We start from the raw sequence: 22,783 nt of genomic DNA, 5'->3' as shown, positions 1-22,783 counted from the left end.
GTAACGGCCGGCGGGGCGTGGATGCCGCCCCGCCGGCCGTCGTCGTCGATCGACGGGTCTGGTGTCCGGGGTCTGCCGGTGCGTCGGACCGCCCGCCTGTCGCCTACCGGGCGGTGCCCGGGGGGAGGTTGCCGTAGGTGTCGTCGTAGTAGCCGCCCAGCTTGTCCCGGTAGGCCGGGTCGCTGTGGCTGGTCTCGTCGTACTCGGGGGCGGCCTTGATCTGGTCCCTGGTGCGGTCGACGTGGACCTTGCGGTCGTCGTGGTCGACCTGGTTGATGGTGCCGGCGGGGAGCATCACCTTCTTGCCGAAGATCCACGGCCCGGTGTCGACGACCAGGTAGCTGCCGCCGACCTCGTGACTCGCCTCGTCGATCTTGCCGATGCCGCCGTCGGTCGCCTCGACCTTGTAGCCGACCAGGTCGGCGTCGGTGACCCCGGCCTCGTCGCGGTAGCTCCACGGGTTGAACGCCCCACCGGGGGCGCCGCCGGCGATCGCGCCCTGACCGTCGTCGACCATCGGGTCCGTGGTGCCGTGGGCGGTGTGCGGATCGAGCCTGTCCATCGGAACTCCTGCCTCGACTGTGGTAGTCGTTATCGGAGAAAAGCGCTTCGTGTCCGCATCTGGGGTACCCGAGGGGAGACGTCCCACACATCCCGTCCCGGGATGTGGATTCTGTCTCCCAGATTCGGGTGGGAGTGGCAGAGTGGCCACCGTGACCAGCTCCGCCCGCATTATTGGCAGCTAGCGCGCCGGCCTCCCCTCCGCCGAGCGCGCAGACCTCCCGCATCCGCGGGGGGTCTTTTTGTTGCCCCCCGCAAGGTTCGACGGTCCGAAGAAAGGGACTCGCGATGACGTTCCAGGTCTACGACACCACGCTGCGCGACGGCGCCCAGCGCGAGGGGCTCAGCTACTCGGTGATCGACAAGCTGGCGGTGGCCCGGCTGCTCGACGAGTTCGGCGTCGGTTTCATCGAGGGCGGGTGGCCGGGCGCGGTGCCGAAGGACACCGAGTTCTTCCGCCGCGCCCGCACCGAGCTGGACCTGCGGCACGCCCTGCTGGTCGCGTTCGGTGCCACCCGCAAGGCGGGGATCGCCGTCGCCGACGACCCGCAGGTGCGCGCGCTGCTCGACGCGCAGACCCCGGCCGTCGCCCTGGTCGCCAAGGCCGACATCCGGCACGTCGAACGCGCGCTGCGCACCACCGGCGCGGAGAACCTGGCGATGGTCCGGGACACGGTCGCCCACCTGGTCGCGCAGGGGCGGCGGGTCTTCGTCGACGGTGAGCACTTCTTCGACGGGTTCCGGCACGACCCGGCGTACACCGCCTCGGTGGTCGAGACCGCGCTCGCCGCCGGGGCCGAACGGTTCGTGCTCTGCGACACCAACGGCGGGATGCTCCCGTCCCGGGTGACCGCCGCGATCGCCGACCTGACCGCGCGGACCGGGATCGCCCCGGAGCTGTTCGGCATGCACGCCCAGAACGACACCGCCTGCGCGGTGGCCAACACGATCGCGGCCGTCGAGGCCGGGGTCCGGCACGTCCAGGGCACCGCCAACGGGTACGGCGAACGCCCCGGCAACGCCGACCTCTTCGCCGTCGTGGCGAACCTCCAACTCAAGCTCGGGCTGCCCGTCCTACCCGACGGCTGCCTGGAACAGATGGTGCGGGTCTCGCACGCCATCGCCGAGATCGCCAACATCGCCCCCGACACCCACCAGGCGTATGCCGGGGCCGCCGCCTTCGCCCACAAGGCGGGGCTGCACGCGAGCGCGATCAAGGTCGACCCGTTGCTCTACAACCACGTGGACCCGTCGGTGGTGGGCAACGACATGCGGATCCTGGTGACCGAGATGGCCGGCCGGGCCAGCATCGAGCTGAAGAGCCGCGAGCTGGGTCTTGACCTGGCCGGCCATCCGGACGCCGTGTCGAAGGTGACCACCCGGGTCAAGGAGTTGGAGGCGGGCGGCTGGTCGTTCGAGGCCGCCGACGCGTCGTTCGAGCTGCTGGTCCGTTCCGAGCTGCCGGACGCCGCCCCGGTGCGACCGTTCGCGCTGGAGTCGTACCGGGTGCTGGTGGAGCACCGGGAGGACGGTGCGGTGGTCTCCGAGGCGACCGTGAAGATCCGGGTACGCGGTGAGCGGGTGATCGCCACCGCCGAGGGCAACGGACCGGTCAACGCCCTCGACGAGGCGCTGCGGGTCGGGCTGTTGCGGTACTACCCGGAGCTGCGCCACTTCGAGCTGGCCGACTACAAGGTGCGCATCCTGGAGGGCACCCACGGCACCGGGGCGGTGACCCGGGTGCTGGTGGAGACCGCCGACGGGACCGGCCGCGACTGGACCACCGTCGGTGTGCACCCCAACGTGGTCGAAGCCTCCTGGCACGCCCTGGTCGACGCCCTCACCTACGGCCTGGACCGGGCCCGGGTCTGAGCCGCCGCCCCGGCCTCAGCGGGTGGGCAGCCGCAGGGTGGCCAGCACGGCACGGTGGTCGGTGGCGGGCACCCGGTGGACGGTGACCGCGCTGACGGCGATCCGGCGGTCGACCAGGACGTGGTCGATGGTCACCGGCGGGATCGGGGTGCCGTCGTACGGGCCCCAGGTGCCCACCAGGCCGGCCCCGACGGCGTCGGCGGCGTCCACGTAGCCGCTGGCCAGCAGGGCGCGCAGCGGGGCGTGGTCGAGGGTGGCGTTGAAGTCCCCGGCGAGGATGCCGAGCTGCCCGTCGGGGGTGGCGCGCGGCTGGCCGGCCAGGTCGGTGCGCCACTCGCCGACCACCTCGACCGACCAGGGTGCCGCCGGGTGGGCCGACTCCACTCGCAGCGGGGGTGCGTCCGGCACCGCCACCGTCGCGTACGCCTGGGTGAACGCGAAGCCGGCGTTGCGGCGGAAGCCGCCGTCGGAGAGCGGGAAACGGGCGTAGAGCCCGGAGCCGGTGGTGCCCACCTCCGGGTTGAGCTGGCGGTGGGGGAGCAGGCCGGCGAGGCCGGCCCGGTCGAGGGCGTCGCGCGCCGCCGGGGTGAACTCCTGCACGGTGAGCACGTCCACCCGGTGCCGGCGGACCAGCTCGACCAGGGTGGCCGCGTCGGCGCCGCCCTTGAGCAGGTTGGCGGTGAGTAGCCGCAGCTCGGGCCCGTCGACCGTCGGCTGCCCGGTGGGCAGGGCGCGGGGTGCCACCGCCCCGACCAGGGCCAGTGCCGCCACCGCCGCGGCCACCGCCGGCCACCGGCGTCGCAGGGCGAGGGTCAGCGTCAACACCAGCAGGCTCCACCCCGCCACGTACGGGGTGAACGCGAGCGCCTGCACCAGCGGGCCCCGGTCCAGCCCGGCGAGGCGGACCACCGCCCAGGCGAGGCCGGGGGCCACCGCCAGCCAGCAGAGCAGGGTGGCTGCGGGGCGACGGGTGGTGGGCGGCGTCAGGCTCGTGAGCACGGCGGTCAGCCTAGTGACCGACGCCGTCCGCAGCGCCCCGGCACCCATTCGTGAATGGTCGAGAGTTCATCTTTCGCAATTTTCAACATCGTTTTCGAGATGGCAAAACGGGTTGGTCCGCTATTGACGCTCCGCTTTTGTCGGTGTTAGGTTCCTCCTCGTTGAGGTGCCACAACAGAGCGTAGTAATCCCAGCTCAGGCCGGTCGGGAGTGTTGATCGGTCAACATTTCCGACGCGGATGGAGCTCTTCTGTCCGCGTCATTTCCGGCCCGTCCGCACCAGACCCATCCGGCTCTCCGAACGGTGGGCCGGCCGTATCGCCACGGTCACAAGAGGGAGACCTGTCATGGCCACATTCTTCAGGCGTAAGGCGGCGGCGGTGACGCTCGGCGTCCTGGCGCTCACCCTGGCCGGCGGCGGGATCGCCGCCGCCCAGCCCACGACCAAGGCCCCGGCCGAGGTGGCTCAGCCGGGGGCCCGGCTGGCCGGTGCCACCGGTCAGCCGCCGGTGACGGCAGCCGAAGCCAAGCAGGCCCGCGCCGCGCTGAAGGTTTCGCTCGCCCCGCCGGCTGCGGGTTCGGTCGCCTGGGCGGTCGTCACCAGCGGCGGCACCCTGCTCCAGCACTCGGCCAACGTCGTCTCGGCGACCAAGTACGGCACCGGCCAGTACCAGGTGCTGCTCGACTACAGCGTGGTCGGGAAGGCGTTCCAGGCCACCATCGGCACCAACGACCAGTTCAACGTGCCGCCGGCCGGTGAGATCTCGGTCGCGCCCCGCAACCAGACCCCGAACGGCGTCTTCATCCAGACGTACAGCTCCGGCGGATCGGCCTCGAACAAGCCGTTCCACCTGTTCGTCGCCAACTGACGCGCGGCCGCGTCGACGGTGCCGGCCCCCAGCCCGGGGGTCGGCACCGTCCGTTGTGGAGCAGGTTTCCCGCCGCCGGGCGGGGGTCGACGCGCGGCACCTGACGTACCGGTCCTGCCGTCCCACGGTGTTGCCGCCCCTACGGGCGGGTCGTCCCGGTCCGGCCGGGAAAGGGCCTGCCAGGGGCGGAAATTCCGACGTTTGCCTACCCACCGCCCCGGGAAGCAAGCACCGTGACGGACATCTCGGACACCCTGGCCAGCCTGCCCAGCCCGGTCGAAGCCGACGCGGCAGGCGCCGAGTTGGAACAGACCCTCTTCGAGGTCAGACGCGTGATCGTCGGGCAGGACCGGCTCGTCGAACGACTGCTCACCGCGCTGATCGCCGACGGGCACTGCCTCCTGGAAGGGGTGCCCGGGGTGGCGAAGACGCTGGCCGCGCAGACCCTCGCCACCGTCGTCGGCGGCACCTTCACCCGCATCCAGTTCACCCCCGACCTGGTCCCCTCCGACATCGTCGGCACCCGGATCTACCGCGCCTCGACCGAGAAGTTCGACGTCGAGCTGGGCCCGATCATGGCCAACCTGGTGCTCGCCGACGAGATCAACCGGGCCCCGGCCAAGGTGCAGTCCGCGCTGCTGGAGGCGATGGCCGAACGGCAGGTCACCATCGGCGGCCGGAGCTGGCCGGTGCCGGAGCCGTTCCTGGTGCTGGCCACCCAGAACCCGATCGAGTCCGAGGGGGTCTACCAGCTCCCCGAGGCACAACGCGACCGGTTCCTCATGAAGATCGTCGTCGACTACCCGGGCGACGCCGACGAGCTGGCCATCCTCTACCGGATGAGCAGCGACCGGCCCCGCCCCCGTCGGGTGCTCGACCCGGTCCGGTTGCGCGACTACCAGCGCCGGGCCGCCCACGTCTTCGTGCACCACGCGCTCGCCGAGTACGTGGTCCGGCTGATCCTGGCCACCCGCGACCCGGGCCGCTTCGGGCTGCCGGAGATCGCCCCGCTGCTGGCGTACGGGGCGAGCCCTCGGGCCACCCTCGGCCTGGTCGCCGCCGCCCGCGCCCAGGCGCTGCTGCGGGGCCGCGAGTACGTGCTCCCCGAGGACGTCCGCGAACTCGCCGTCGACGTGCTCGCCCACCGGCTGGTGCTCTCGTTCGACGCGGTCGCCGACGGGGTCAGCGCCGAGGCGGTGGTGCACCGGCTGGTCCAGGCGGTGCCGCCCCCGGTGCTCGCCACCGGCCACCCCGAGTACACGCCCGACCTGGCGGCGGCGTGAGACCCCGGACCGCCCCGGCACCCGCCGGCCCGACCCTGGCCGACCTCGCCCCCGAACAGCGGCTGCGCCGCCTCGAACTGACCGTCACCCGCCGACTGGACGGGCTGCTCCAGGGCCAGCTGCGTGGCCTGCTGCCCGGCCCCGGCAGCGAGATCGCCGGCAGCCGCGAGTACCGCCCCGGCGAGGACGAGGTACGCCGGATCGACTGGGCGGTCACCGCCCGCACCACCGTCCCGCACGTCCGCGAGGTCGACGCCGACCGGGAGTTGACCACCTGGCTGCTGGTCGACGCCAGCCCCAGCATGGAGTACGGCACCGCCGAGCTGGACAAACGGGAACTCTCCGTGGCGGCCGTCGCCGCGATCGGGTTCCTCACCGCAGGCACCGGCAACCGGCTCGGCGCACAGGTGCTCGGCACCGACGGGCTGCGCCGGTTCCCCGCCCGCAGTGGGCGTACCCACCTGCTGAGCCTGCTCCGTGCGCTGCTGCACGCCCCCCGGGCGGACGCCGAGCCACCGGCCACCCCGCCGGTCGGCCCCGACCTGGCCGCAGCCCTCGCGGCGGTGCAACGGACCGCCGTACGGCGGGGGCTGGTGGTGGTGGTCTCCGACTTCCTCGACGGGCTCCCCGACGACCACGACACCCCGGCACCCTGGGAACCGGCGCTGCGCCGGCTCGCCGCCCGGCACCAGGTGCTCGCGGTCGAGGTGACCGACCCCCGCGAACTGGAGCTGCCCGACGTCGGCCTGATCACCCTGGTCGACCCGGAGACCGGCCGGCGGCGCGAGGTGTGGACCGGTGACCCGGGGCTACGCCGCCGGTACGCCGACGCCGCCACCGCGCAACGCGCCCAGGTGGCCCGCGCGCTGCGCCGCAGCGGAGCCGGTCACCTGGCGTTGCGTACCGACCGGGACTGGACCGCCGACATCGTGCGGCACGTGCACACCCAGCGTCGGCTGGCGGCCGCGCCCGCCGCCTCCCGGGGAGGTCTCGCGTGAACTGGCAGTCACCCGTCCGGCTCCTGCTGCTGCTGGGGGTGGTCGCGCTGGCCGCCGGCTACCTGCTGGCGCAGCGCCGACGCAGCCGGTACGCCGTCCGCTTCACCAACCTGCGACTGCTCGACCGGGTCGCCCCGCAGCGGCCCGCCTGGCGGCGGCACGTGCCCGCCGGGCTCTTCCTGGCCATGCTGGCGCTGCTGGTGGTCGGCTTCGCCCGGCCCACCGCCGAGGTACGGGTGCCCCGCGAGCGGGCCACCGTGATGGTCGCCGTGGACGTGTCCACGTCGATGCTCGCCACCGACGTCGAACCGGACCGGTTGACCGCCGCCAAGGAGGCCGCCCGGACCTTCGTCGACGGGCTGCCCGACGAATTCAACGTGGGACTTGTCGCCTTCGCCGGCAGCGCGGCGGTGCTGGTGCCGCCGAGCACCGACCGGGGCGCCCTGCACGACGGGATCGACCGGCTCGCCGAGGGGATCACCGGGGTGCAGGGCACCGCCATCGGCGAGGCGATCAGCGCCTGTCTCGGCGCGGTCAAGAGCCTCGACGACAAGGCGGCCAAGCAACCGCCGCCGGCCCGGGTCATCCTGCTCTCCGACGGGGCGAACACCTCCGGCGCGGACCCGATGGAGGCGGCCTCGGCGGCCGTCGAGGCGAAGGTGCCGGTGCACACCATCTCGTTCGGCACCCCGGGCGGGTTCGTCGACCGGGGTGGCCGCCCGATCCAGGTGCCGGTCGACGGGCAGACCCTGCGGGCGGTCGCCGACCAGACCGGGGGCGGATTCCACGAGGCGGGCAGCAGCGCCGAACTGCGCGACGTCTACGAGGACATCGGCTCGTCCGTCGGCTACCGCAAGGAACGTCAGGACATCTCCGCCCGGTTCATCGGGCTCGGGCTGGTCTTCGCCATGGGGGCGGCGGCCGGGTCGATGCGCTGGTTCTCCCGCCTGCCCTGAGGGGGACGACGCGGGCCCACCTGCCCCTGATCCGTCGCAACAGTGAGGAGCGGACGTATGGCAGTACAGACCGGTCTGGGGGAACCCCGGGGTCCCTGGTTCCTCTCACCCGACCTGGGGCCGGACGGCCGGCACCGGTGGGACGTACCGGATCCGGGGGAGGACCCGTCCCGGCGGCGCTGGCGTGGTCGGTTGTGGACCGCCGTGGCGGTGGTCGCCCTGTCCACCGTCTCCGGGGCGGCGGCCGGCGGTTGGGTGGCCGGCCAGGGCGGGGCGGGCCCGACGGCGGCCTCCGCCGCCCCGGTGCCGGCGGAACTGGTCACCGCCGCCCAGAAGACCGTCCCCGGGGTGGTGTCCGTGCTGGTCGGCGGGGGTGCCACCGGGCAGTCGGCGACCGGTTCCGGCTTCGCCATCGACAACGAGCAGCACATCGTCACCAACGACCACATCCTGGCCAAGGGGGGTGGTGGCGCGGTGACCGTGGAGATGCCCGACGGCCGCCGGTACGCCGCCGAGGTGGTCGGCCGGGAACCCGGCAGCGACCTGGCCGTGCTGAAGGTGCCGTCGGCCGCCGGGTTGGCCCCGTTGCCCCTGGCCAAGCCCCGGTCCACCCGCGTCGGTGAGCCGGTGCTCGCGGTCGGCTCGCCGCTCGGCCTGGCCGGCACGGTGACCGCCGGGATCGTCAGCGCCCTCAACCGGCAGGTACGACTGGGCACCAACCGGCGCAGCGCGGTGCAGACCGACGCGTCGATCAACCCGGGCAACTCCGGTGGCCCGTTGGTCAACGCCCGGGGCGAGGTGGTCGGGGTGAACACGGCGATCGCCACCATCGACGGCAGCGGGTCGATCGGCATCGGCTTCGCCATCCCCATCGACCAGGTGCAGCAGACCGCCGACACGATCATCGGCAAGGGCGGCTGAGCCTCCCGTGCGGGTCCGGCGGGCCGCGGCCCCGGTGACCGCGCCGCGCGGCGTCGGGCGGGGGCGTTAGCCTCGCGGGGTGGACGACGGACTGCGGGTGACCGATCGGTGGACCGTGCCCGCCGCCGAGCTGCGGGAACGGTTCTCCCGCTCGTCCGGGCCCGGCGGGCAGGGTGTCAACACCACCGACTCCCGGGTCGAGCTGAGCTTCGACCTGGCCGGCACCACCAGCCTGCCCCCGGTGCTGCGGGAACGGGCGCTGGAGCGGCTCGCCGGCCGGCTGGTCGACGGGGTGCTCACCATCGCCGCGAGCGAGCACCGGGCGCAACTGGCCAACCGGGAGGCGGCCCGGGAACGCCTCGCGGCGCTGCTGCGCGCCGCCGTCGCCCCACCGCCACCGCCCCGCCGTCCCACCCGGCCCTCGCGGGGTGCCAAGGAACGCCGTCTCGCCGACAAGAAGCGGCAGTCGCAGCGCAAGCGGGACCGCCGCGCCGACGGGGACTGAGCCGCCCCCACCGGAACCGGCCGTGCACGGCGAAACCCGGGCCGGTGTGGCCCGGCGCTGCCTAGGCTGGCGGGCATGTCCACCGACACCCTGGTCACCCTCGCCGGCACCACCGCGCTCGCCGGAGCCGCCGACGGGCCGAGGATCTGCGGCGGCGACGACGCCACCGGCGTGATCGGCGCGGCCCTGGGCCACGGGGTCGGCCTGGTGGTGCTGCCGGTACGCCGGCTCGCCGTCGAGTTCTTCACGCTGCGCACCGGGGTGGCGGGCGAGGTGGTGCAGAAGTTCGTCAACTACCGGCTGCGGCTGGCCGTGGTCGGTGACATCTCCGGGCACGTCACACGGAGTACCGCGCTGCGTGACTTCGTCGTCGAAGCCAACCGGGGTGGCCAGCTGTGGTTCGTCGACACCCTGGCCGCGCTGGAGGAGCGGCTGCGCGTCGAAGCGCTTCGCCAGGATGCGGGAGGGCGTTGAGTCGGGGCACCCGGTCTGCTGGGATGTCCGTGGGAGCAAACCGGGCCGTCACCGACCGCACGTCGTCACGTGACAGGAGTCCCCTCACCATGCTCCGAAGGCCGTTCCTCTCCGCCCTGCTCGCCGCGTTCGCGGCGGTCCCCCTCACCCTGCTCGTCGGGCTGGTCGCCGCCACCCCGGCCCGGCCCGCCGCTGCCACCCCGGTCCGTGTCATGCCGCTCGGCGACTCGATCACCGGCTCGCCCGGCTGCTGGCGGTCCATCCTCTGGAACCGTCTCCAGTCCACCGGTCACACCGACGTCGACTTCGTCGGCACCCTCGGCCCGCAGGGCTGCGGCCAGCCGTACGACGGGGACAACGAGGGCCACGGCGGTTACCTGGTGACGAACGTCGCCAACCAGAACCTGCTGCCCGGCTGGCTCGCCGCCACCCGCCCCGACGTCGTGCTGATGCACTTCGGCACCAACGACGTGTGGAGCAACATCGCACCGGCCACCATCCTGGCCGCGTACTCCAAGCTGGTGGACCAGATGCGGGCCAGCAACCCGGCGATGCGGATCATCGTCGCGAAGATCATCCCGATGGCCCCGTCGAGCTGCGCCGAGTGCGGGCAGCGGGCGGTGGCCCTGAACGCCGTGATCGACGGCTGGGCGGCGGGGAAGACCACCGCCGCGTCGCCGATCGTGGTGGTCGACCAGTGGACCGGATTCAGCACCAGCACCGACACCTACGACGGGGTGCACCCCAACGCGGCCGGCGACCAGAAGATGTCCGACCGGTGGTACCCGGCGCTGGTGGCCGCCCTCGGCGGCACCACCCCGACCGCCTCGCCCACCCCGACGGTCAGCCCCACCACCCCGCCCACCCCGACGGCGAGCCCCACGGTCAGCCCCACCGGGTCACCCACGGTGGACCCGCCGACCACCTCGCCGCCGGCGGGCGTCGCCTGCACCGCCAGCTACCGGATCACCAACCAGTGGCAGGGCGGGCACCAGGGTGAGGTGACCGTGCGCAGCACCGGCACCGTGCGGACCACCGGCTGGCGGGTCACCTTCACTCTGCCCGCCGGGCAACAGATCACCCAGACCTGGAACGCCGAGCTGACCCAGACCGGCAGCGCGGTCACCGCCCGCAACGTCAACTGGAACGGCGCGCTGGCCCCGGCAGCCGAGGCCACCTTCGGGTTCCTCGGCACCCACACCGGCACCGCCACCGCCCCCACGGCGACCTGCACCGCCAGTTGACCGGCCCACCCGTTCGCCGAAGAACACCCGCAACATCGTGCTGAATCCACGAAGTAGTGGCCTCCCGGACGACGGAGGCCACTACTTCGTGGTTCGAGCGTGATCACGCAGGAGACGGGCGGGCAGCCGGCAGTCGAGGCACGCGTCGGACGGTCAGCTGTGGACAGCCCCGGCGAGGTCCAGGGCGGCCAGCAGCCGGGCGCGGAGCACGGCGGCCTGCTCGGCGAAACCCCGCTGCGCCGCCGCGTACTCGGCCCGGCCCTCGGGGGTCTCCACCCGGACCGGGGGATAGCCGAGGGCCGCCAGGTCGTAGGGGCTGGCCCGCATGTCCAGCGCCCGGATCTGCCGGGCCAGCGCGAAACAGTCCGCGACCAGCTCCGAGGCGACCAGCGGGGAGAGCTTGTACGCCCACTTGTAGAGATCCATGTTGGCGTGCAGGCAGCCCGGCTGCTCCAGCGCGTGCTGGGTCTCCCGGGTGGGCTGGAGCAGGTTCAGCGGCCGGGCCGGCGCGGTGAAGAACCGGAACGCGTCGAAGTGGCTGCACCGCACGCCCCGCTCGCGTACCACGGCGGCGGTGTCGTCCGGGCTGAGCCGCAACGGCCAGGCGTTGTGCCGTACCTCCTCCTGGGTCTGCCGGTAGACCATCGCCCACTCGTGCATCCCGAAGCAGCCCAGGTGCGCCGGCCGGCCGGCGGTCGCGGCCAGCAGACCCCTGATCCAGGCGATCGAGTCGGCGCGGCGGTCGCGTACCCCGTCGGTGTCGAGGGTGACCCCGGCGGGGCCGGCGCGGTAGTCCCGGCCGAACTCGGCCGGGTCCGCGTCGCGCAGCAGCACCCCCGCACCCGGATGCCAGCGGCGCAGCTGCGCCGGGCGGTGCGAGTAGTAGGTGAACAGGAAGTCCTCCACCGGGTGCCGGCCGCCGGTGCGACGCCGGGCCAGGTGCGGGTCCAGCCAGCCGGCCACCCGCGCCTCGTGGGCCGCCCGCCGGGCCCGCCAGTCGGCCGCGTCGAGAGCGGCGGGTGCGAGGGCGGCGGTCACACCCACCAGGGTACGACCGCCGCCCGCCCCCGGTCAGCGCACGTCGCTGCCGTCCGGCGTGTCCCGCCGGGTCAGGGCACGTCCACCCGGACACCGGCGGAGAACACCCCGCTGCGCAGCTCCAACTGCTCCGGCTTCTGCATCCCGTGCACGGTGAAGACCAGCGGCAGCACCACCCGGCTGCCCGCCGACACGGGTTGGGCGAAGACGTCCCGCCCCAGGTTCGCCAGCCGGGTGGCGTCCTCGTCGGTGCTGACCCAGGTGCCCCCCGGCAGGTACGCCCGCTGGAGCTGACCGTGCCAGCTCTGCTGCTCCGCTGTGACGTTGCGGACCCCGACCGTGGCCTGGCACTGCTGGCTCGCCGCGTTCGCGGTGCCGCAGGCCACCCGGTAGACGGTGAACTCGAACGCCTTCTCCCGCAGCGGGGTCCCCACGGCACCGGACATGGTGGTGCCCGTCCAGGCCCCGGCGGTCGGCTGCTTGGTGGTGTCGATCGCGGCGACCTCCCGGGTGGCCGTCCACGCGGCGGCGAAGACCACCCCGGCCAGCACGGTCGCGGCCACCCCCACCACCAGCCACACCGACGGGTTACGTCGTCGCGCGGGCTGTCCCGGGGCGGCGGGGCGCGGGTACACCGTCCCGCCACCCGGGGCCGCCGGCCCGCCGGCGTACGACGGGTGACCTGCGGCTACCGGCGCGGTGCCGGTCGGCTCGACACCGCTCACCCGTCGTCGGGCCCGCAGCCACCACCACGAACCGCCGGCCAGCAGCGCCAGCACCACCACGGCCGCCCCGAGCAGGATCGGCGGTTGCCGCCAGGCCGGCGTCGCGGGCACCGCCGCCTCCGGGACCGCTGCGCTGCGCCAGGTGGCGGTCGCGCAGTCGTACGGCTGGTCACCGTCGCTGGTGTACGCGCAGGCCGGTGCGGTCAGCGCCTGGCCCGGCGCGGTGGCGGCCAGGGCGGTGTCCAGGGTCCGGGTCGACCCGGCCGGCACGACGAGCCGCCAGGTGACCTCCCCGCCGCCGGTGGCCCCGCCCGGCCGGGTGGCCAGCCCACCCGCGCTGACCGCGGTGATCGAGGCGCCCGCCGGCACCTCCTGCCGGACCATGGTCTGCACCGTCGCGCTGCCGGTGTTGCGCACCATGATCCGGTAGCCCGGCACCGACGTCGCGGCGGGTGCCACGGCCACGGTGACCTGCGGAGCCGGTCGGGGTACGCCCGGGTTGCCGGCGGTGGTCATCCCCGGGGCGGGTGCCGTCGGGGTGACCGGCACGACCGCGCCGCTGGCCGCCACCCCGGGTGCGGCCGGGGCGGCCCGTGGGCGTACCGCCGGTGGTGGTGTCTCCCGGGCCGCCGCCACCGGCGTGGCCCAGGCGGCGAGACGGGCCGGTGCGGCGACCGCCGGGTCGAACTCACGGCCCCGGCGTGCCGCCGGGGCGCGGCCCGGATCCGCCGCGCCGGCCGGGTCTGCTGCCGGTGCCCGGCCCGGTGCCGTGGTACGTCCCGCCCCGGTGGCGGGCTCGGCGGCCGGTGCCCGGACCACGGGCGTGCCGGTCGTCGCCGGGGTGGCCGCGGCCGGGGTGGTCGTCGCCGGCGCGCGGGGCGCGGGGTCCGTGCCGGGCAGCGCCGGTACGGCGGCGAGAATGCCCAGGCAGTTCACGAAAACCGCGAGGGCCCTGTGGTGTCGTCTCGATGCAGGCATACCAACGAACCTCCGGAGCCGACGTTAGGAGCGGGGACCCTCCGGGCGGGTACGAAGCCCCGAACCCCGCCCGCAGCGCCGACCGATGGCCTACGCTGCGCCGACGTTTCCCGGTGGCCGACGGGCGACGCCGCCGTGGGGGATAGATTGGCCGGGTGCGTATCGCTCGTTTCGCTCATGCCAAGGGAATGTCGTTCGGGGTCGTCGAGGGCGAGTCGGAGGCCGGGCCGCAGGGCCTGACCATCGCCGAGATCGACGGCCACCCGTTCGGGCAGATCCAGTTCTCGGGCGCCCGCTGGGCGCTCTCCGACGTTCGGCTGCTCTCGCCGATCCTGCCGAGCAAGGTGGTCTGTGTCGGGCGTAACTACGCCGAGCACGCCGCCGAACACGGCAACGAGGTGCCGAAGGAGCCGTTGCTCTTCCTCAAGCCGTCCACCTCGGTGATCGGCCCCCGGGACGCGATCCGGCTGCCGATCTTCTCCAAGCACGTCGAGCACGAGGCGGAGCTGGCCGTGGTGATCGGTGCGCCGGGTGCCCGCCGGGCCGACCGGGCCGCCGCCGAGCGGGCCATCTTCGGCTACACCTGCGCCAACGACGTCACCGCGCGGGATCTGCAGCGTTCCGACTCGCAGTGGACCCGGGCCAAGGGCTTCGACTCGTTCTGCCCCATCGGCCCCTGGATCACCACCGGCCTGGACGTCTCCGACCTGGAGGTCCGCTGCGAGGTGGGGCGCAACCCCGACGAGATGGAGGTACGCCAGCTCGGTCGGACCAAGGACATGGTGTTCGACGTGCCGGCGCTGGTGTCGTACATCTCGCACGTGATGACGCTGCTGCCCGGGGACGTGGTGCTGACCGGCACCCCGGCCGGGGTTAGTCCGCTGACCGACGGGGATACGGTCACCGTGCGGATCGAGGGGATCGGCGAACTCACCAACTCGGTGGTCCCGGTCGCCTGAGCCGTACGACACCCCCTGTTTCCGCAGTTCAAGGGCGGTTTGGGGGATCGGATTTGGCCTGTTGGCGCGGGGAGGGTAAAGTTCCTTCCCGGCGCCACAAGGGGCCAATGGGGTATGGGGTAATTGGCAGCCCAACTGATTCTGGTTCAGTTAGTCTAGGTTCGAGTCCTGGTACCCCAGCGCAACCACAGGTTCACCCGAATCTGCGGACGCTGGATTCTGACGGTGATCGACACCGCTCCCGCCACGGGAGTCGAGTTGATCTCTGATAGAGTGCAGCTTCCCCGCCCGGCAGGGCAGGGAAGCACAAGCTATGTTCTGGCCCCGTCGTCTAGTGGCCCAGGACGCCGCCCTCTCAAGGCGGTAGCGCCGGTTCGAATCCGGTCGGGGCTACAACGCTGACAGCCCGTCCCACCTCGCTGGGGCGGGCTTCTTCGCATCCGTTCTGCCCGCCCGGCCGTTCTGCGCCGCCTGTCCGCCGGCCGTTCCGCGCCCGCCTGCCCGCCTGTCCGCCCGGGCCGTCCTGTCTGCCCGGCCGGGCAGACCCGCACGTGGGGCGCTGTTGCGCCATCCCAGCCACCAGGCACCGCTACTTTGCCCCGGGGCGCTCACATCCCCGGGGCGCTTGTGCCCCTGGGGTGCCCGCGTCCCCGATGCTGGCCGGCGATGGCCCGATCGGCGCACGACCGTAGGGCCCCGACCCCCGTCTTGGGGGCCGGACGTCGGTGCCGTTAGACTAATCCCGCGCCGCTCCCCGGGGCGGTGAAGCAGGAAAAGTGCCTGGCCCCGTCGTCTAGTGGCCCAGGACGCCGCCCTCTCAAGGCGGTAGCGCCGGTTCGAATCCGGTCGGGGCTACCACACGATCGGCCCGTCTCGCCCCGCGAGGCGGGCCGATCGCCATCTCTACCGCTCCCGCTCCCCGCCCCGGCCCCGCTCCCGGCCATCTCCCCTCCCCTCCCCTCCCCGCTCCCGCCGGTCTCGCCTCGGTGATCAAGAGGTTTGCGTCAGTTGATCAAGAGGTTTGCGTCACTTTGATCTCTAAACATGACGCAAACTTCTTGATCACCGAGGCGGGGCGAGGCGGGGTGGGGGAGGGTGGGGTGGGGGTGGGTGGGGGTTAGAGGCCGGAGAGGCGTTGGCCGGCGCGGACGACGGCCATGGCGTGGCGTTCGCCGGGGCGGCGGCCGAGGCGTTCGATCGGGCCGGAGATGCTGATCGAGGCGATCACCCGGCCGGTGCGGTCCCGGATGGGGGCGGAGACGCTCGCCACACCGGCCTCCCGTTCGGCGACGCTCTGCGCCCAGCCCCGGCGGCGTACCTCGGCGAGGGTGCGGCCGGTGAACTTGGACCGGGGCAGCAGCGGCATGACCGCCTCGGGGGGCTCCCAGGCGAGCAGGATCTGCGCGGCGGAGCCGGCCGTCATGGGCAGCACCGAGCCGACCGGGACGGTGTCCCGTAGGCCGCTGGCCCGTTCGGCGGCGGCCACGCAGACCCGTTCGTCGGCCCGGCGCAGGTAGAGTTGGGCGCTCTCCCCGGTGGCGTCGCGCAGTGCGGCCAGGAGTGGCTCGGCGGCGGTCAGCAGGACGTCCGGGGCGGCGTTGGCCAACTCGCCGAGCCGGGGCCCGGGACGCCATCGTCCCTGGGTGTCCCGGACCAGCATCCGGTGGATCTCCAGTGCCTGGGCCAGCCGGTGTGCGGTGGCTCGGGGCAGCTTGGTGCGTTCGACTAGTTCGGCCAGGCTGGCGCCGTCGACACAGGCGGCCAGGATGACCACCGCCTTGTCGAGCACGCCGACACCGCTCATACTGTGTCCCACAAGCCGAAATTTACCTCCCAGAATTTAGGATGTCCAGATGGTGGGAGTCACTCAACCGAGGACCCTGGCCGAAAAGGTCTGGGACGCACACGTCGTACGGACCGCCCAGGGCGAACCGGACCTGCTCTACATCGACCTGCACCTGCTGCACGAGGTGACCAGCCCGCAGGCGTTCGACGGGCTGCGCCAGGCCGGCCGGCGGGTCCGCCGCCCCGATCTCACGCTCGCGACCGAGGATCACAACACCCCGACCGGGTACGACGATCCCGCGTTCCGCCTGCGCCGGGGCGACCTGTTGACGATCGCGGACCCGACCTCGCGTACCCAGATCGAGACGTTGCGCCGCAACTGCGCCGAGTTCGGCCTGCGGCTGCACCCCCTGGGCGACGAGAACCAGGGCATCGTGCACGTGATCGGCCCCCAGCTGGGCGTGACCCAGCCGGGGATGACGATCGTCTGTGGCGACTCCCACACCGCCACCCACGGCGCGTTCGGCGCGCTGGCCTTCGGCATCGGCACCAGTGAGGTCGAACACGTCCTGGCCACCCAGACCCTGCCGCAGGCCCGCCCGAAGACCATGGCGGTCAACGTCACCGGTCAGCTCGGCCCCGGCGTCACCGCCAAGGACCTGGTCCTCGCGCTGATCGCCCAGGTCGGCACGGGCGGCGGACGCGGTCACATCGTGGAGTACCGGGGCGAGGCGATCCGGGCGCTGTCGATGGAGGGCCGGATGACGGTGGCGAACATGTCCATCGAGTGGGGCGCCAAGGCGGGCCTGATCGCGCCGGACGAGACCACCTTCGCGTACCTCAAGGGCCGGCCGCACGCGCCGGCCGGGGCGGACTGGGACGCGGCGCTTGCCTACTGGCGGACGCTGCCCACCGACGACGACGCGACCTTCGACGCCGAGGTGACCCTCGACGCGAGCCGGATCACCCCGTTCGTCACCTGGGGCACCAACCCCGGTCAGGGCGTCCCGCTCGGCGCGGCCGTGCCGGACCCGGAGGAGTTCACCACCGACGCCGAGCGGACCGCCGCGCGCCGGGCCCTGGAGTACATGGACCTCACCCCGGGCACCCCGCTGCGCGACCTCGCCGTCGACGTGGTCTTCGTGGGTTCCTGCACCAACGGCCGGCTGGAGGACCTGCGGGCCGCCGCCGACGTGCTGCGTGGCCACCGGGTCGCCGACGGGGTACGCATGCTGGTGGTGCCCGGCTCCGCCGCCGTGCGGGAGGCCGCCGAGGCGGAGGGCCTGGACAAGGTCTTCGCCGACGCCGGAGCGGAGTGGCGGTTCGCCGGCTGCTCGATGTGCCTGGGCATGAACCCGGACACCCTGAAGCCGGGCGAGCGTTCGGCCTCGACCTCCAACCGCAACTTCGAGGGCCGGCAGGGCCGGGGCGGGCGTACCCACCTGGTGTCGCCGCCGGTCGCCGCCGCCACCGCCGTGACCGGCCGGCTCGCCGCCCCGGCCGATCTGTAGAAGGGCAGCCGAGAGATGGACAAGTTCACCACCCACACCGGCACCGCCGCGCCTTTGCGGCGTTCCAATGTGGATACCGATCAGATCATCCCGGCCGTGTATCTCAAGCGGGTGACCCGGACGGGCTTCGCCGACGGGCTCTTCCGGGCCTGGCGCGACGATCCCGCATTCGTGCTCAACAACCCGGCGTATTCCGGGGCCAGCATCCTCGTGGCGGGGCCCGAGTTCGGCACCGGGTCGTCCCGGGAGCACGCTGTGTGGGCGCTGCGCGACGGTGGTTTCCAGGCGGTCGTCTCGCCCCGGTTCGGTGACATCTTCCGGGGCAACGCGCTCAAGGAAGGGCTCCTCCCGGTCGAATTGGAACTGGCCGCGGTCGAGCAGATCTGGGACCTCGTGGAGGCCGATCCGACCACGCCGGTGACGGTCGACCTGACCACCCGTGAGGTCCGGGTCGGGGATTCCACCTGGCCGTTCCCGCTCGACGACCACAGCCGCTGGCGGCTGATGGAGGGCCTCGACGACATTGGACTCACCCTGCGGCACGTCGCCGACATTGAGGCGTACGAGGCCGGCCGACCGTCGTTCACCCCCGCCGTGGTCTAGCCGTACGCCGGGCCACGGCACCGTTTTCGCCCCCACCGGTTCATCCGGTGGGGGCGAATCCGTTACGACACAAGGGCTTTTTTCCACCGAATGTTTGTGTCCAGGCAGCACAGGGCATACGGTGCGCGCAGAATGGCTCGCGTCGAGTCAGTTGCACAATCGGGAGGAAGTCGTGAACAAGGCCGAGCTCATCGAGGCGCTCGCCGCTCGCCTGGGGGACCGGAAGTCGGCGACGGCGGCGCTCGACGCGGTCCTCGCCGAGGTCCAGGCGGCGGTCACCAAGGGCGACAAAGTGGCGATCACCGGATTCGGATCGTTCGAAAAGCGTGTCCGGGCGGCGCGAACAGCGCGCAACCCGCGTACCGGTGAGGCGGTGAAGGTCAAGAAGACATCCGTGCCGGCCTTCAAGCCGGGCGCCGGTTTCAAGGAGATGGTGGCCACCGGCAAGGTGCCGAAGACCGCCGCTCCGGCGAAGAAGACCACCACCACGGCGGCCGCCAAGGCCACCGGCACGAAGGCCACCGCCGCCAAGGCGGCCGGCGCCAAGGCCACCGGCGCGAAGGCGACCACGGCCAAGGCGACCACGGCCAAGAAGACGACCGCGGCCAGCAAGGCGACCGGGACGAAGGCGACCGGCGTCAAGGCCACCGCGGCCAAGAAGACGACCGCGGCCAGCAAGGCCACCGGTGCCGCCAAGACCACCGCGGCGAAGGCCACCAAGGCCGCCACCGCGACCAAGGCGGCCACGAAGAAGGCCGCTCCGGCGAAGAAGACCGCCACGGCGACCAAGTCGGCTCCCGCCCGGAGCACGGCGGCCAAGAAGACCGCTGCGGCCAAGAGCACCACCGCCAAGGCCACCACCGCCAAGGCCACCACCGCCAAGGCCACCACCGCGAAGAAGGCGCCGGCGAAGCGGACCGCCGCCAAGCGCTGATTTCCCGGTACGACGAAACGGGCGCCCACCGTCACGGTGGGCGCCCGTTTCCGACCTCCAACCGGGGGCCGGCCGTGACTGTCCGGCGTCGGCCGGGTCGTGAGGGTCCTGCGTCTGGTCGGCCGCGAGGGCGCAGCGGTTTCCGGCCGCGGCTGTCCGGCGTCGGCCGACCGTTAGGGTCCTGCACCCGGTCGGCCGCGAGGGCGCAGCGGCGAGTGTCCGGGGCCGGTCGGGGGTGGGTGTTCAGAGGCGGTCGGCGGCGAGTAGCCGGTCGGCGGTGAAGGCGAGCAGCCACCCGCCCCCCTTGGCGGTGCCGAAGTCGTCGTCGCGCCCGGCGAGCCGGGCCAACGCCCCCGGGATCACCTTGCCCTGGCTGCACACCCCGACCGGCTGCCCACCGGCGGCCAGTTCGGCCAACCGGCCGGCGGCGGCCAACGCGCACTCGTCGACCTGCTGACCCGGCTGCGGCTCGTCGAAGTCCCCGCACACCTCGATCGGCAGATCCAGCAGGTCGGCCACCGGGTCCAGGGTCTGCACGCAGCGGCGGGGCGAGGCCGACAGCAGCCGTACCGGGCGGACCAGGGCGACCAGCGGGGCCAACGCCCGCGCCTGGGTGACCCCCTCGGCGTCCAACGGCCGGCCGGTGTCCGGTCCGGACCAGGTCGCCCGCTTACCGGCGTGGGCGTGCCGGACCAGCGCCACCGTGCCGGTGACCCTGGGCAGGGCGGCGAACGCGGTCAGCACCTGCGCGTCGTGCGGGTAGCTGACCCGCCGGACGGCGGCGTCGACGTCGAGCCAGCACACGTCGTCGACCTCGGTGTCCGGCTGGAACCCGCCGGTGGCCACGGCCCGCATCGACCAGTAGTCGACCACCTTCGGCCGGCCCTCGCTGCGGTACCGCACGGTGGGCAGCCGGACCTGCGGCACCGCCCGCACGTCGGACTCCTCGGCCACCTCGCGGACGGCGGCCAGCAGCGGGTGCTCGCCGCGTTCCAGCTTGCCCTTGGGCAGCGACCAGTCGCCGTAGCGGGGTCGGTGCACCAGGCAGACCTCGACCCCGCCGTCACCGGCTGGCCGCCAGGCCACCCCACCGGCCGCCCGGATCCCGGCCGCCTCCTCGTCCACCATCTGGTCACCCTACGTCCGGAGAATCGGTCGTGCCGGTCGCCCGTCTGGCCCGCCGCCCGCCCGTCTGGCCTGCCGCCCGCCCGGCCCGCCGGACGGGCGATCTGACGGTCAGCCGGCGGAGCTGCCCACCCGGCGCAGCAGCAGCTCCTGCAGGTCGTGCAGGGGCTGCTCGGCGCTGCCGGTACGCCGGGTCCAGTTGCCGTCGGCGGCCAGCTCGAACGCGTCCACGTCCGGGCTCATCGCGGTGGTCATCACCTGGTCCAGTTCGGCTCGGGCGACCGGGTCACTGACCTGCACCAGCGCCTCGACCCGGCGGTCGAGGTTGCGGTGCATCAGGTCGGCGGAACCCATCCAGAACTCGGCGTCGCCGTTGTTGCCGAACCGGAAGATCCGCGAGTGTTCCAGGAACCGGCCGAGGATCGAGCGGACCCGGATGTTCTCCGACAGCCCCGGCACCCCCGGCCGCAGCGTGCACATGCCCCGGATCAGCAGGTCCACGTGCACGCCGGCCCGCGACGCCCGGTAGAGCGCGTCGGTGATCTCCTCGTCGACCAGCGAGTTCACCTTGAACTGCACCAGCCCCGGCATGCCCAGCCGGACGTGCGCGATCTCCCGTTCGATCCGCTCGATCAGGCCGCTGCGGATGCCCTGCGGGGCGACCAGCAACCGCCGGTACGCGGTCTGCCGGCTGTAGCCGGTGAGCACGTTGAACAGGTCGGTCAGGTCGGCGCCGATCTCCGGGTCGGCGGTGAGCACGCCGAAGTCCTCGTACAGTCGGGCGGTCTTGGGGTGGTAGTTGCCGGTGCCGATGTGGCAGTACCGGCGGATCTGGTTGCCCTCCTGGCGTACCACCAGGGCGGTCTTGCAGTGTGTCTTGAGCCCGACCAGTCCGTAGACGACGTGGCAGCCGGCCCGTTCCAGGGTGCGCGCCCAGCCGATGTTGGCCACCTCGTCGAAGCGGGCCTTCAGCTCCACCAGCACCACCACCTGCTTGCCGGCGGCGGCGGCGTCGACCAGCGCGTCGACGATCGGGGAGTCGCCGCTGGTGCGGTAGAGGGTCTGCTTGATGGCCAGCACGTTCGGGTCGGCGGCGGCCTGCTCGACGAAGCGTTGCACGCTGGTGGCGAACGAGTGGTACGGGTGGTGCACCAGCACGTCGCCGTCGCGCAGGGTGGCGAAGACGCTGCGCGGCACCTCGCCCTCGGCCAGCCGGGGGTGGGTGGCCGGCACGAACGGCTTGTCCTTCAGGTCGGGGCGGTCCGCCTCGCCGTAGAGCTGCCACAGCGCCGACAGGTCCAGCAGGCCGGGCACCCGCAGCACGTCGTGCCCGTCCATGTCCAGCTCGCGGACGAGCAGCTCCAGCATGTGGTCGGAGATGGAGGCGGCCACCTCCAGCCGGACCGGGGGGCCGAAGCGTCGCCGGGCCAGTTCCCGTTCCAGGGCCTGGAGCAGGTCCTCGTCGCGGTCCTCGTCGACCTCCACCTCGGCGTTGCGGGTGACCCGGAACAGGTGGCACTCGACCACCTGCATGCCGGAGAAGAGCTGCCCAAGGTGCACCGAGATGAGTTCCTCGACGGGCAGCATCCGCAGCCCCGGCTGGTCGCGGGCCACCCGGACGAAGCGGGGCACGTTGTTGGGTACCTTGACCCGGGCGAACAGCTCCGAGCCGCCGTCCGGATCCCGAACCGCCACGGCCAGGTTCAGCGACCGCCCGGAGATGTACGGGAACGGGTGCGCGGGGTCCACCGCGAGCGGGGTGAGCACCGGGAAGATGTGTTCGCGGAAGTAGGTGCGCAGCCGTTCCCGTTCCGGGTCGTCCAGCTCCGCCCAGCGCAGGATCCGGATGTCCTCCCGGGCCAGTTGCGGCAGCAGCTCGTCGACGAAGCAGGCGGCCTGCCGGGCGACCAGGCCGGCGGCGCACTCGGTGATCCGTTCCAGCTGGGTACGCAGCGGCAGCCGGTCCCCGCCGCGTACCGGCAGACCGGCGGAGAGGCGGCGCTTGAGCCCGGCCACCCGCACCATGTAGAACTCGTCGAGGTTGCTGGCGAAGATGGCCAGGAACTTCGCCCGTTCCAGCAGCGGCGTGCCGGGGTCCTCGGCCAGGGCCAGCACCCGGCCGTTGAAGTCGAGCCAGGACAGCTCCCGGTTGAGGAACCGGTCCGCCGGCAGCGGTTCGACGGCGGGTGCCCCGTCGGCGGTGCTCGACCCCGTGGCGGTGGACGTGCCGTCGGCGGTGGGCCGGTCGCCGGTGTCGAGCACCTCGTCCAGGCCGGCGGAGGCCCCGGCGGCGCTGGCGGCGGGGGAGTCGGGTGCCGTGGCGGCGACGTCGGAGGGGGCGCGGCGGGTGCGGGAACCGCCCCGGCGGCGGGTGCCGTTGCGGGTCGGGTCGGTGGCGGCGGACGGGTTGGTGGGGTGCTCGCGAGGGGTGCTCACCCGCTCA

The 22,783-nt window shown here is 73.1% G+C and carries 20 protein-coding genes and 3 tRNA genes; 16 read left to right on the top strand and 7 right to left on the bottom strand.

Features of this window, described 5'->3' with window-relative positions; translation table 11 throughout:
- Positions 1 to 103: 103 nt before the first annotated feature.
- On the bottom strand, positions 104 to 562 hold the full coding sequence (locus AB0K25_RS14215; protein ID WP_219468125.1) for a PRC-barrel domain-containing protein: 459 nt from the start codon (positions 560 to 562) through the stop codon (positions 104 to 106).
- A gap of 287 nt (positions 563 to 849) precedes the next feature.
- Here AB0K25_RS14215 and cimA point away from each other — a divergent pair, with 287 nt between their 5' ends.
- Positions 850 to 2,433 (top strand): citramalate synthase, encoded by a 1,584-nt coding sequence (cimA, locus tag AB0K25_RS14210; RefSeq protein ID WP_208567269.1) that lies wholly within the window; start codon positions 850 to 852, stop codon positions 2,431 to 2,433.
- Positions 2,434 to 2,448: 15 nt separating this feature from the next.
- Here cimA and AB0K25_RS14205 read toward each other — a convergent pair whose 3' ends face one another.
- Complete coding sequence (locus AB0K25_RS14205; RefSeq protein ID WP_255599088.1) at positions 2,449 to 3,384, bottom strand: endonuclease/exonuclease/phosphatase family protein; 936 nt, start codon at positions 3,382 to 3,384, stop codon at positions 2,449 to 2,451.
- 395 nt (positions 3,385 to 3,779) lie between these two features.
- Between AB0K25_RS14205 and AB0K25_RS14200 the strand changes: the two genes are divergently transcribed.
- From AB0K25_RS14200 to AB0K25_RS14165, 8 genes are all read left to right on the top strand, one after another.
- The gene (locus tag AB0K25_RS14200; RefSeq protein WP_219468129.1) at positions 3,780 to 4,301 is read left to right on the top strand and encodes a hypothetical protein; all 522 of its coding nucleotides are present in this window, start codon (positions 3,780 to 3,782) and stop codon (positions 4,299 to 4,301) included.
- A 233-nt stretch (positions 4,302 to 4,534) separates the two neighbouring features.
- A complete protein-coding gene (locus tag AB0K25_RS14195) occupies positions 4,535 to 5,584 on the top strand; it encodes an AAA family ATPase (RefSeq protein ID WP_219468131.1) in 1,050 nt (349 codons plus the stop codon).
- The gene (locus tag AB0K25_RS14190) at positions 5,581 to 6,582 is read left to right on the top strand and encodes a DUF58 domain-containing protein (RefSeq protein ID WP_363820426.1); all 1,002 of its coding nucleotides are present in this window, start codon (positions 5,581 to 5,583) and stop codon (positions 6,580 to 6,582) included. Before AB0K25_RS14195 ends, AB0K25_RS14190 begins: the two co-directional genes overlap by 4 nt.
- A complete protein-coding gene (locus tag AB0K25_RS14185) occupies positions 6,579 to 7,538 on the top strand; it encodes a VWA domain-containing protein (RefSeq protein ID WP_219468135.1) in 960 nt (319 codons plus the stop codon). Before AB0K25_RS14190 ends, AB0K25_RS14185 begins: the two co-directional genes overlap by 4 nt.
- 57 nt (positions 7,539 to 7,595) lie before the next feature.
- A complete protein-coding gene (locus AB0K25_RS14180; RefSeq protein WP_219468138.1) occupies positions 7,596 to 8,459 on the top strand; it encodes a trypsin-like peptidase domain-containing protein in 864 nt (287 codons plus the stop codon).
- A gap of 79 nt (positions 8,460 to 8,538) precedes the next feature.
- Positions 8,539 to 8,964: an alternative ribosome rescue aminoacyl-tRNA hydrolase ArfB gene (arfB, locus tag AB0K25_RS14175; RefSeq protein WP_219468141.1), complete on the top strand. Its 426-nt coding sequence runs from the start codon at positions 8,539 to 8,541 to the stop codon at positions 8,962 to 8,964.
- Positions 8,965 to 9,039: 75 nt separating this feature from the next.
- Positions 9,040 to 9,438, top strand: a complete 399-nt coding sequence (locus AB0K25_RS14170) for a DUF4180 domain-containing protein (RefSeq protein WP_219468144.1) — start codon at positions 9,040 to 9,042, stop codon at positions 9,436 to 9,438.
- An 89-nt stretch (positions 9,439 to 9,527) separates the two neighbouring features.
- A complete protein-coding gene (locus AB0K25_RS14165; protein ID WP_357534637.1) occupies positions 9,528 to 10,682 on the top strand; it encodes a cellulose binding domain-containing protein in 1,155 nt (384 codons plus the stop codon).
- Between the two features lie 153 nt (positions 10,683 to 10,835).
- On the opposite strand, the gene AB0K25_RS14160 is transcribed toward AB0K25_RS14165, so the two are convergent.
- Positions 10,836 to 11,720 carry a 3-methyladenine DNA glycosylase gene (locus AB0K25_RS14160; protein WP_363820421.1) on the bottom strand — a complete coding sequence of 295 codons (885 nt, stop codon included), beginning with the start codon at positions 11,718 to 11,720 and terminating at the stop codon, positions 10,836 to 10,838.
- A gap of 71 nt (positions 11,721 to 11,791) precedes the next feature.
- Positions 11,792 to 13,423, bottom strand: a complete 1,632-nt coding sequence (locus AB0K25_RS14155) for a hypothetical protein (protein WP_255597916.1) — start codon at positions 13,421 to 13,423, stop codon at positions 11,792 to 11,794.
- A gap of 155 nt (positions 13,424 to 13,578) precedes the next feature.
- Between AB0K25_RS14155 and AB0K25_RS14150 the strand changes: the two genes are divergently transcribed.
- From AB0K25_RS14150 to AB0K25_RS14135, 4 genes are all read left to right on the top strand, one after another.
- Positions 13,579 to 14,382 (top strand): fumarylacetoacetate hydrolase family protein, encoded by an 804-nt coding sequence (locus AB0K25_RS14150; protein ID WP_208567257.1) that lies wholly within the window; start codon positions 13,579 to 13,581, stop codon positions 14,380 to 14,382.
- A gap of 108 nt (positions 14,383 to 14,490) precedes the next feature.
- Positions 14,491 to 14,562: transfer RNA gene (locus AB0K25_RS14145), tRNA-Gln, on the top strand.
- A 140-nt stretch (positions 14,563 to 14,702) separates the two neighbouring features.
- Positions 14,703 to 14,775 (top strand) — tRNA-Glu (locus AB0K25_RS14140).
- A 389-nt stretch (positions 14,776 to 15,164) separates the two neighbouring features.
- A tRNA-Glu gene (locus tag AB0K25_RS14135) sits at positions 15,165 to 15,240 on the top strand.
- Between the two features lie 259 nt (positions 15,241 to 15,499).
- Here AB0K25_RS14135 and AB0K25_RS14130 read toward each other — a convergent pair.
- A complete protein-coding gene (locus AB0K25_RS14130) occupies positions 15,500 to 16,186 on the bottom strand; it encodes an IclR family transcriptional regulator (protein WP_088646078.1) in 687 nt (228 codons plus the stop codon).
- Positions 16,187 to 16,235: 49 nt separating this feature from the next.
- Between AB0K25_RS14130 and leuC the strand changes: the two genes are divergently transcribed.
- The 3 genes from leuC (at position 16,236) to AB0K25_RS14115 (ending at position 19,215) form a co-directional block, all read left to right on the top strand.
- A complete protein-coding gene (gene leuC, locus AB0K25_RS14125; RefSeq protein ID WP_219468153.1) occupies positions 16,236 to 17,678 on the top strand; it encodes a 3-isopropylmalate dehydratase large subunit in 1,443 nt (480 codons plus the stop codon).
- A 15-nt stretch (positions 17,679 to 17,693) separates the two neighbouring features.
- Positions 17,694 to 18,281 carry a 3-isopropylmalate dehydratase small subunit gene (gene leuD / locus AB0K25_RS14120; RefSeq protein WP_219468156.1) on the top strand — a complete coding sequence of 196 codons (588 nt, stop codon included), beginning with the start codon at positions 17,694 to 17,696 and terminating at the stop codon, positions 18,279 to 18,281.
- 172 nt (positions 18,282 to 18,453) lie between these two features.
- Positions 18,454 to 19,215, top strand: coding sequence for an HU family DNA-binding protein (locus tag AB0K25_RS14115; protein ID WP_363820418.1), 762 nt, complete (start codon positions 18,454 to 18,456; stop codon positions 19,213 to 19,215).
- 243 nt (positions 19,216 to 19,458) lie between these two features.
- Here the strand turns inward: AB0K25_RS14115 and AB0K25_RS14110 are convergent, their stop codons facing one another.
- Both AB0K25_RS14110 and AB0K25_RS14105 read right to left on the bottom strand, forming a co-directional pair.
- Positions 19,459 to 20,343, bottom strand: a complete 885-nt coding sequence (locus AB0K25_RS14110; protein ID WP_363820415.1) for an NUDIX hydrolase — start codon at positions 20,341 to 20,343, stop codon at positions 19,459 to 19,461.
- A gap of 108 nt (positions 20,344 to 20,451) precedes the next feature.
- Complete coding sequence (locus tag AB0K25_RS14105) at positions 20,452 to 22,776, bottom strand: RNA degradosome polyphosphate kinase (protein WP_363820413.1); 2,325 nt, start codon at positions 22,774 to 22,776, stop codon at positions 20,452 to 20,454.
- Between the last annotated feature and the right edge of the window lie 7 nt (positions 22,777 to 22,783).

Origin of the sequence: Micromonospora sp. NPDC049257 (assembly GCF_040678915.1) — a bacterium.
Taxonomy (GTDB): domain Bacteria; phylum Actinomycetota; class Actinomycetes; order Mycobacteriales; family Micromonosporaceae; genus Micromonospora; species Micromonospora antibiotica.
This window is presented reverse-complemented; position numbering and strand designations above follow the sequence as displayed.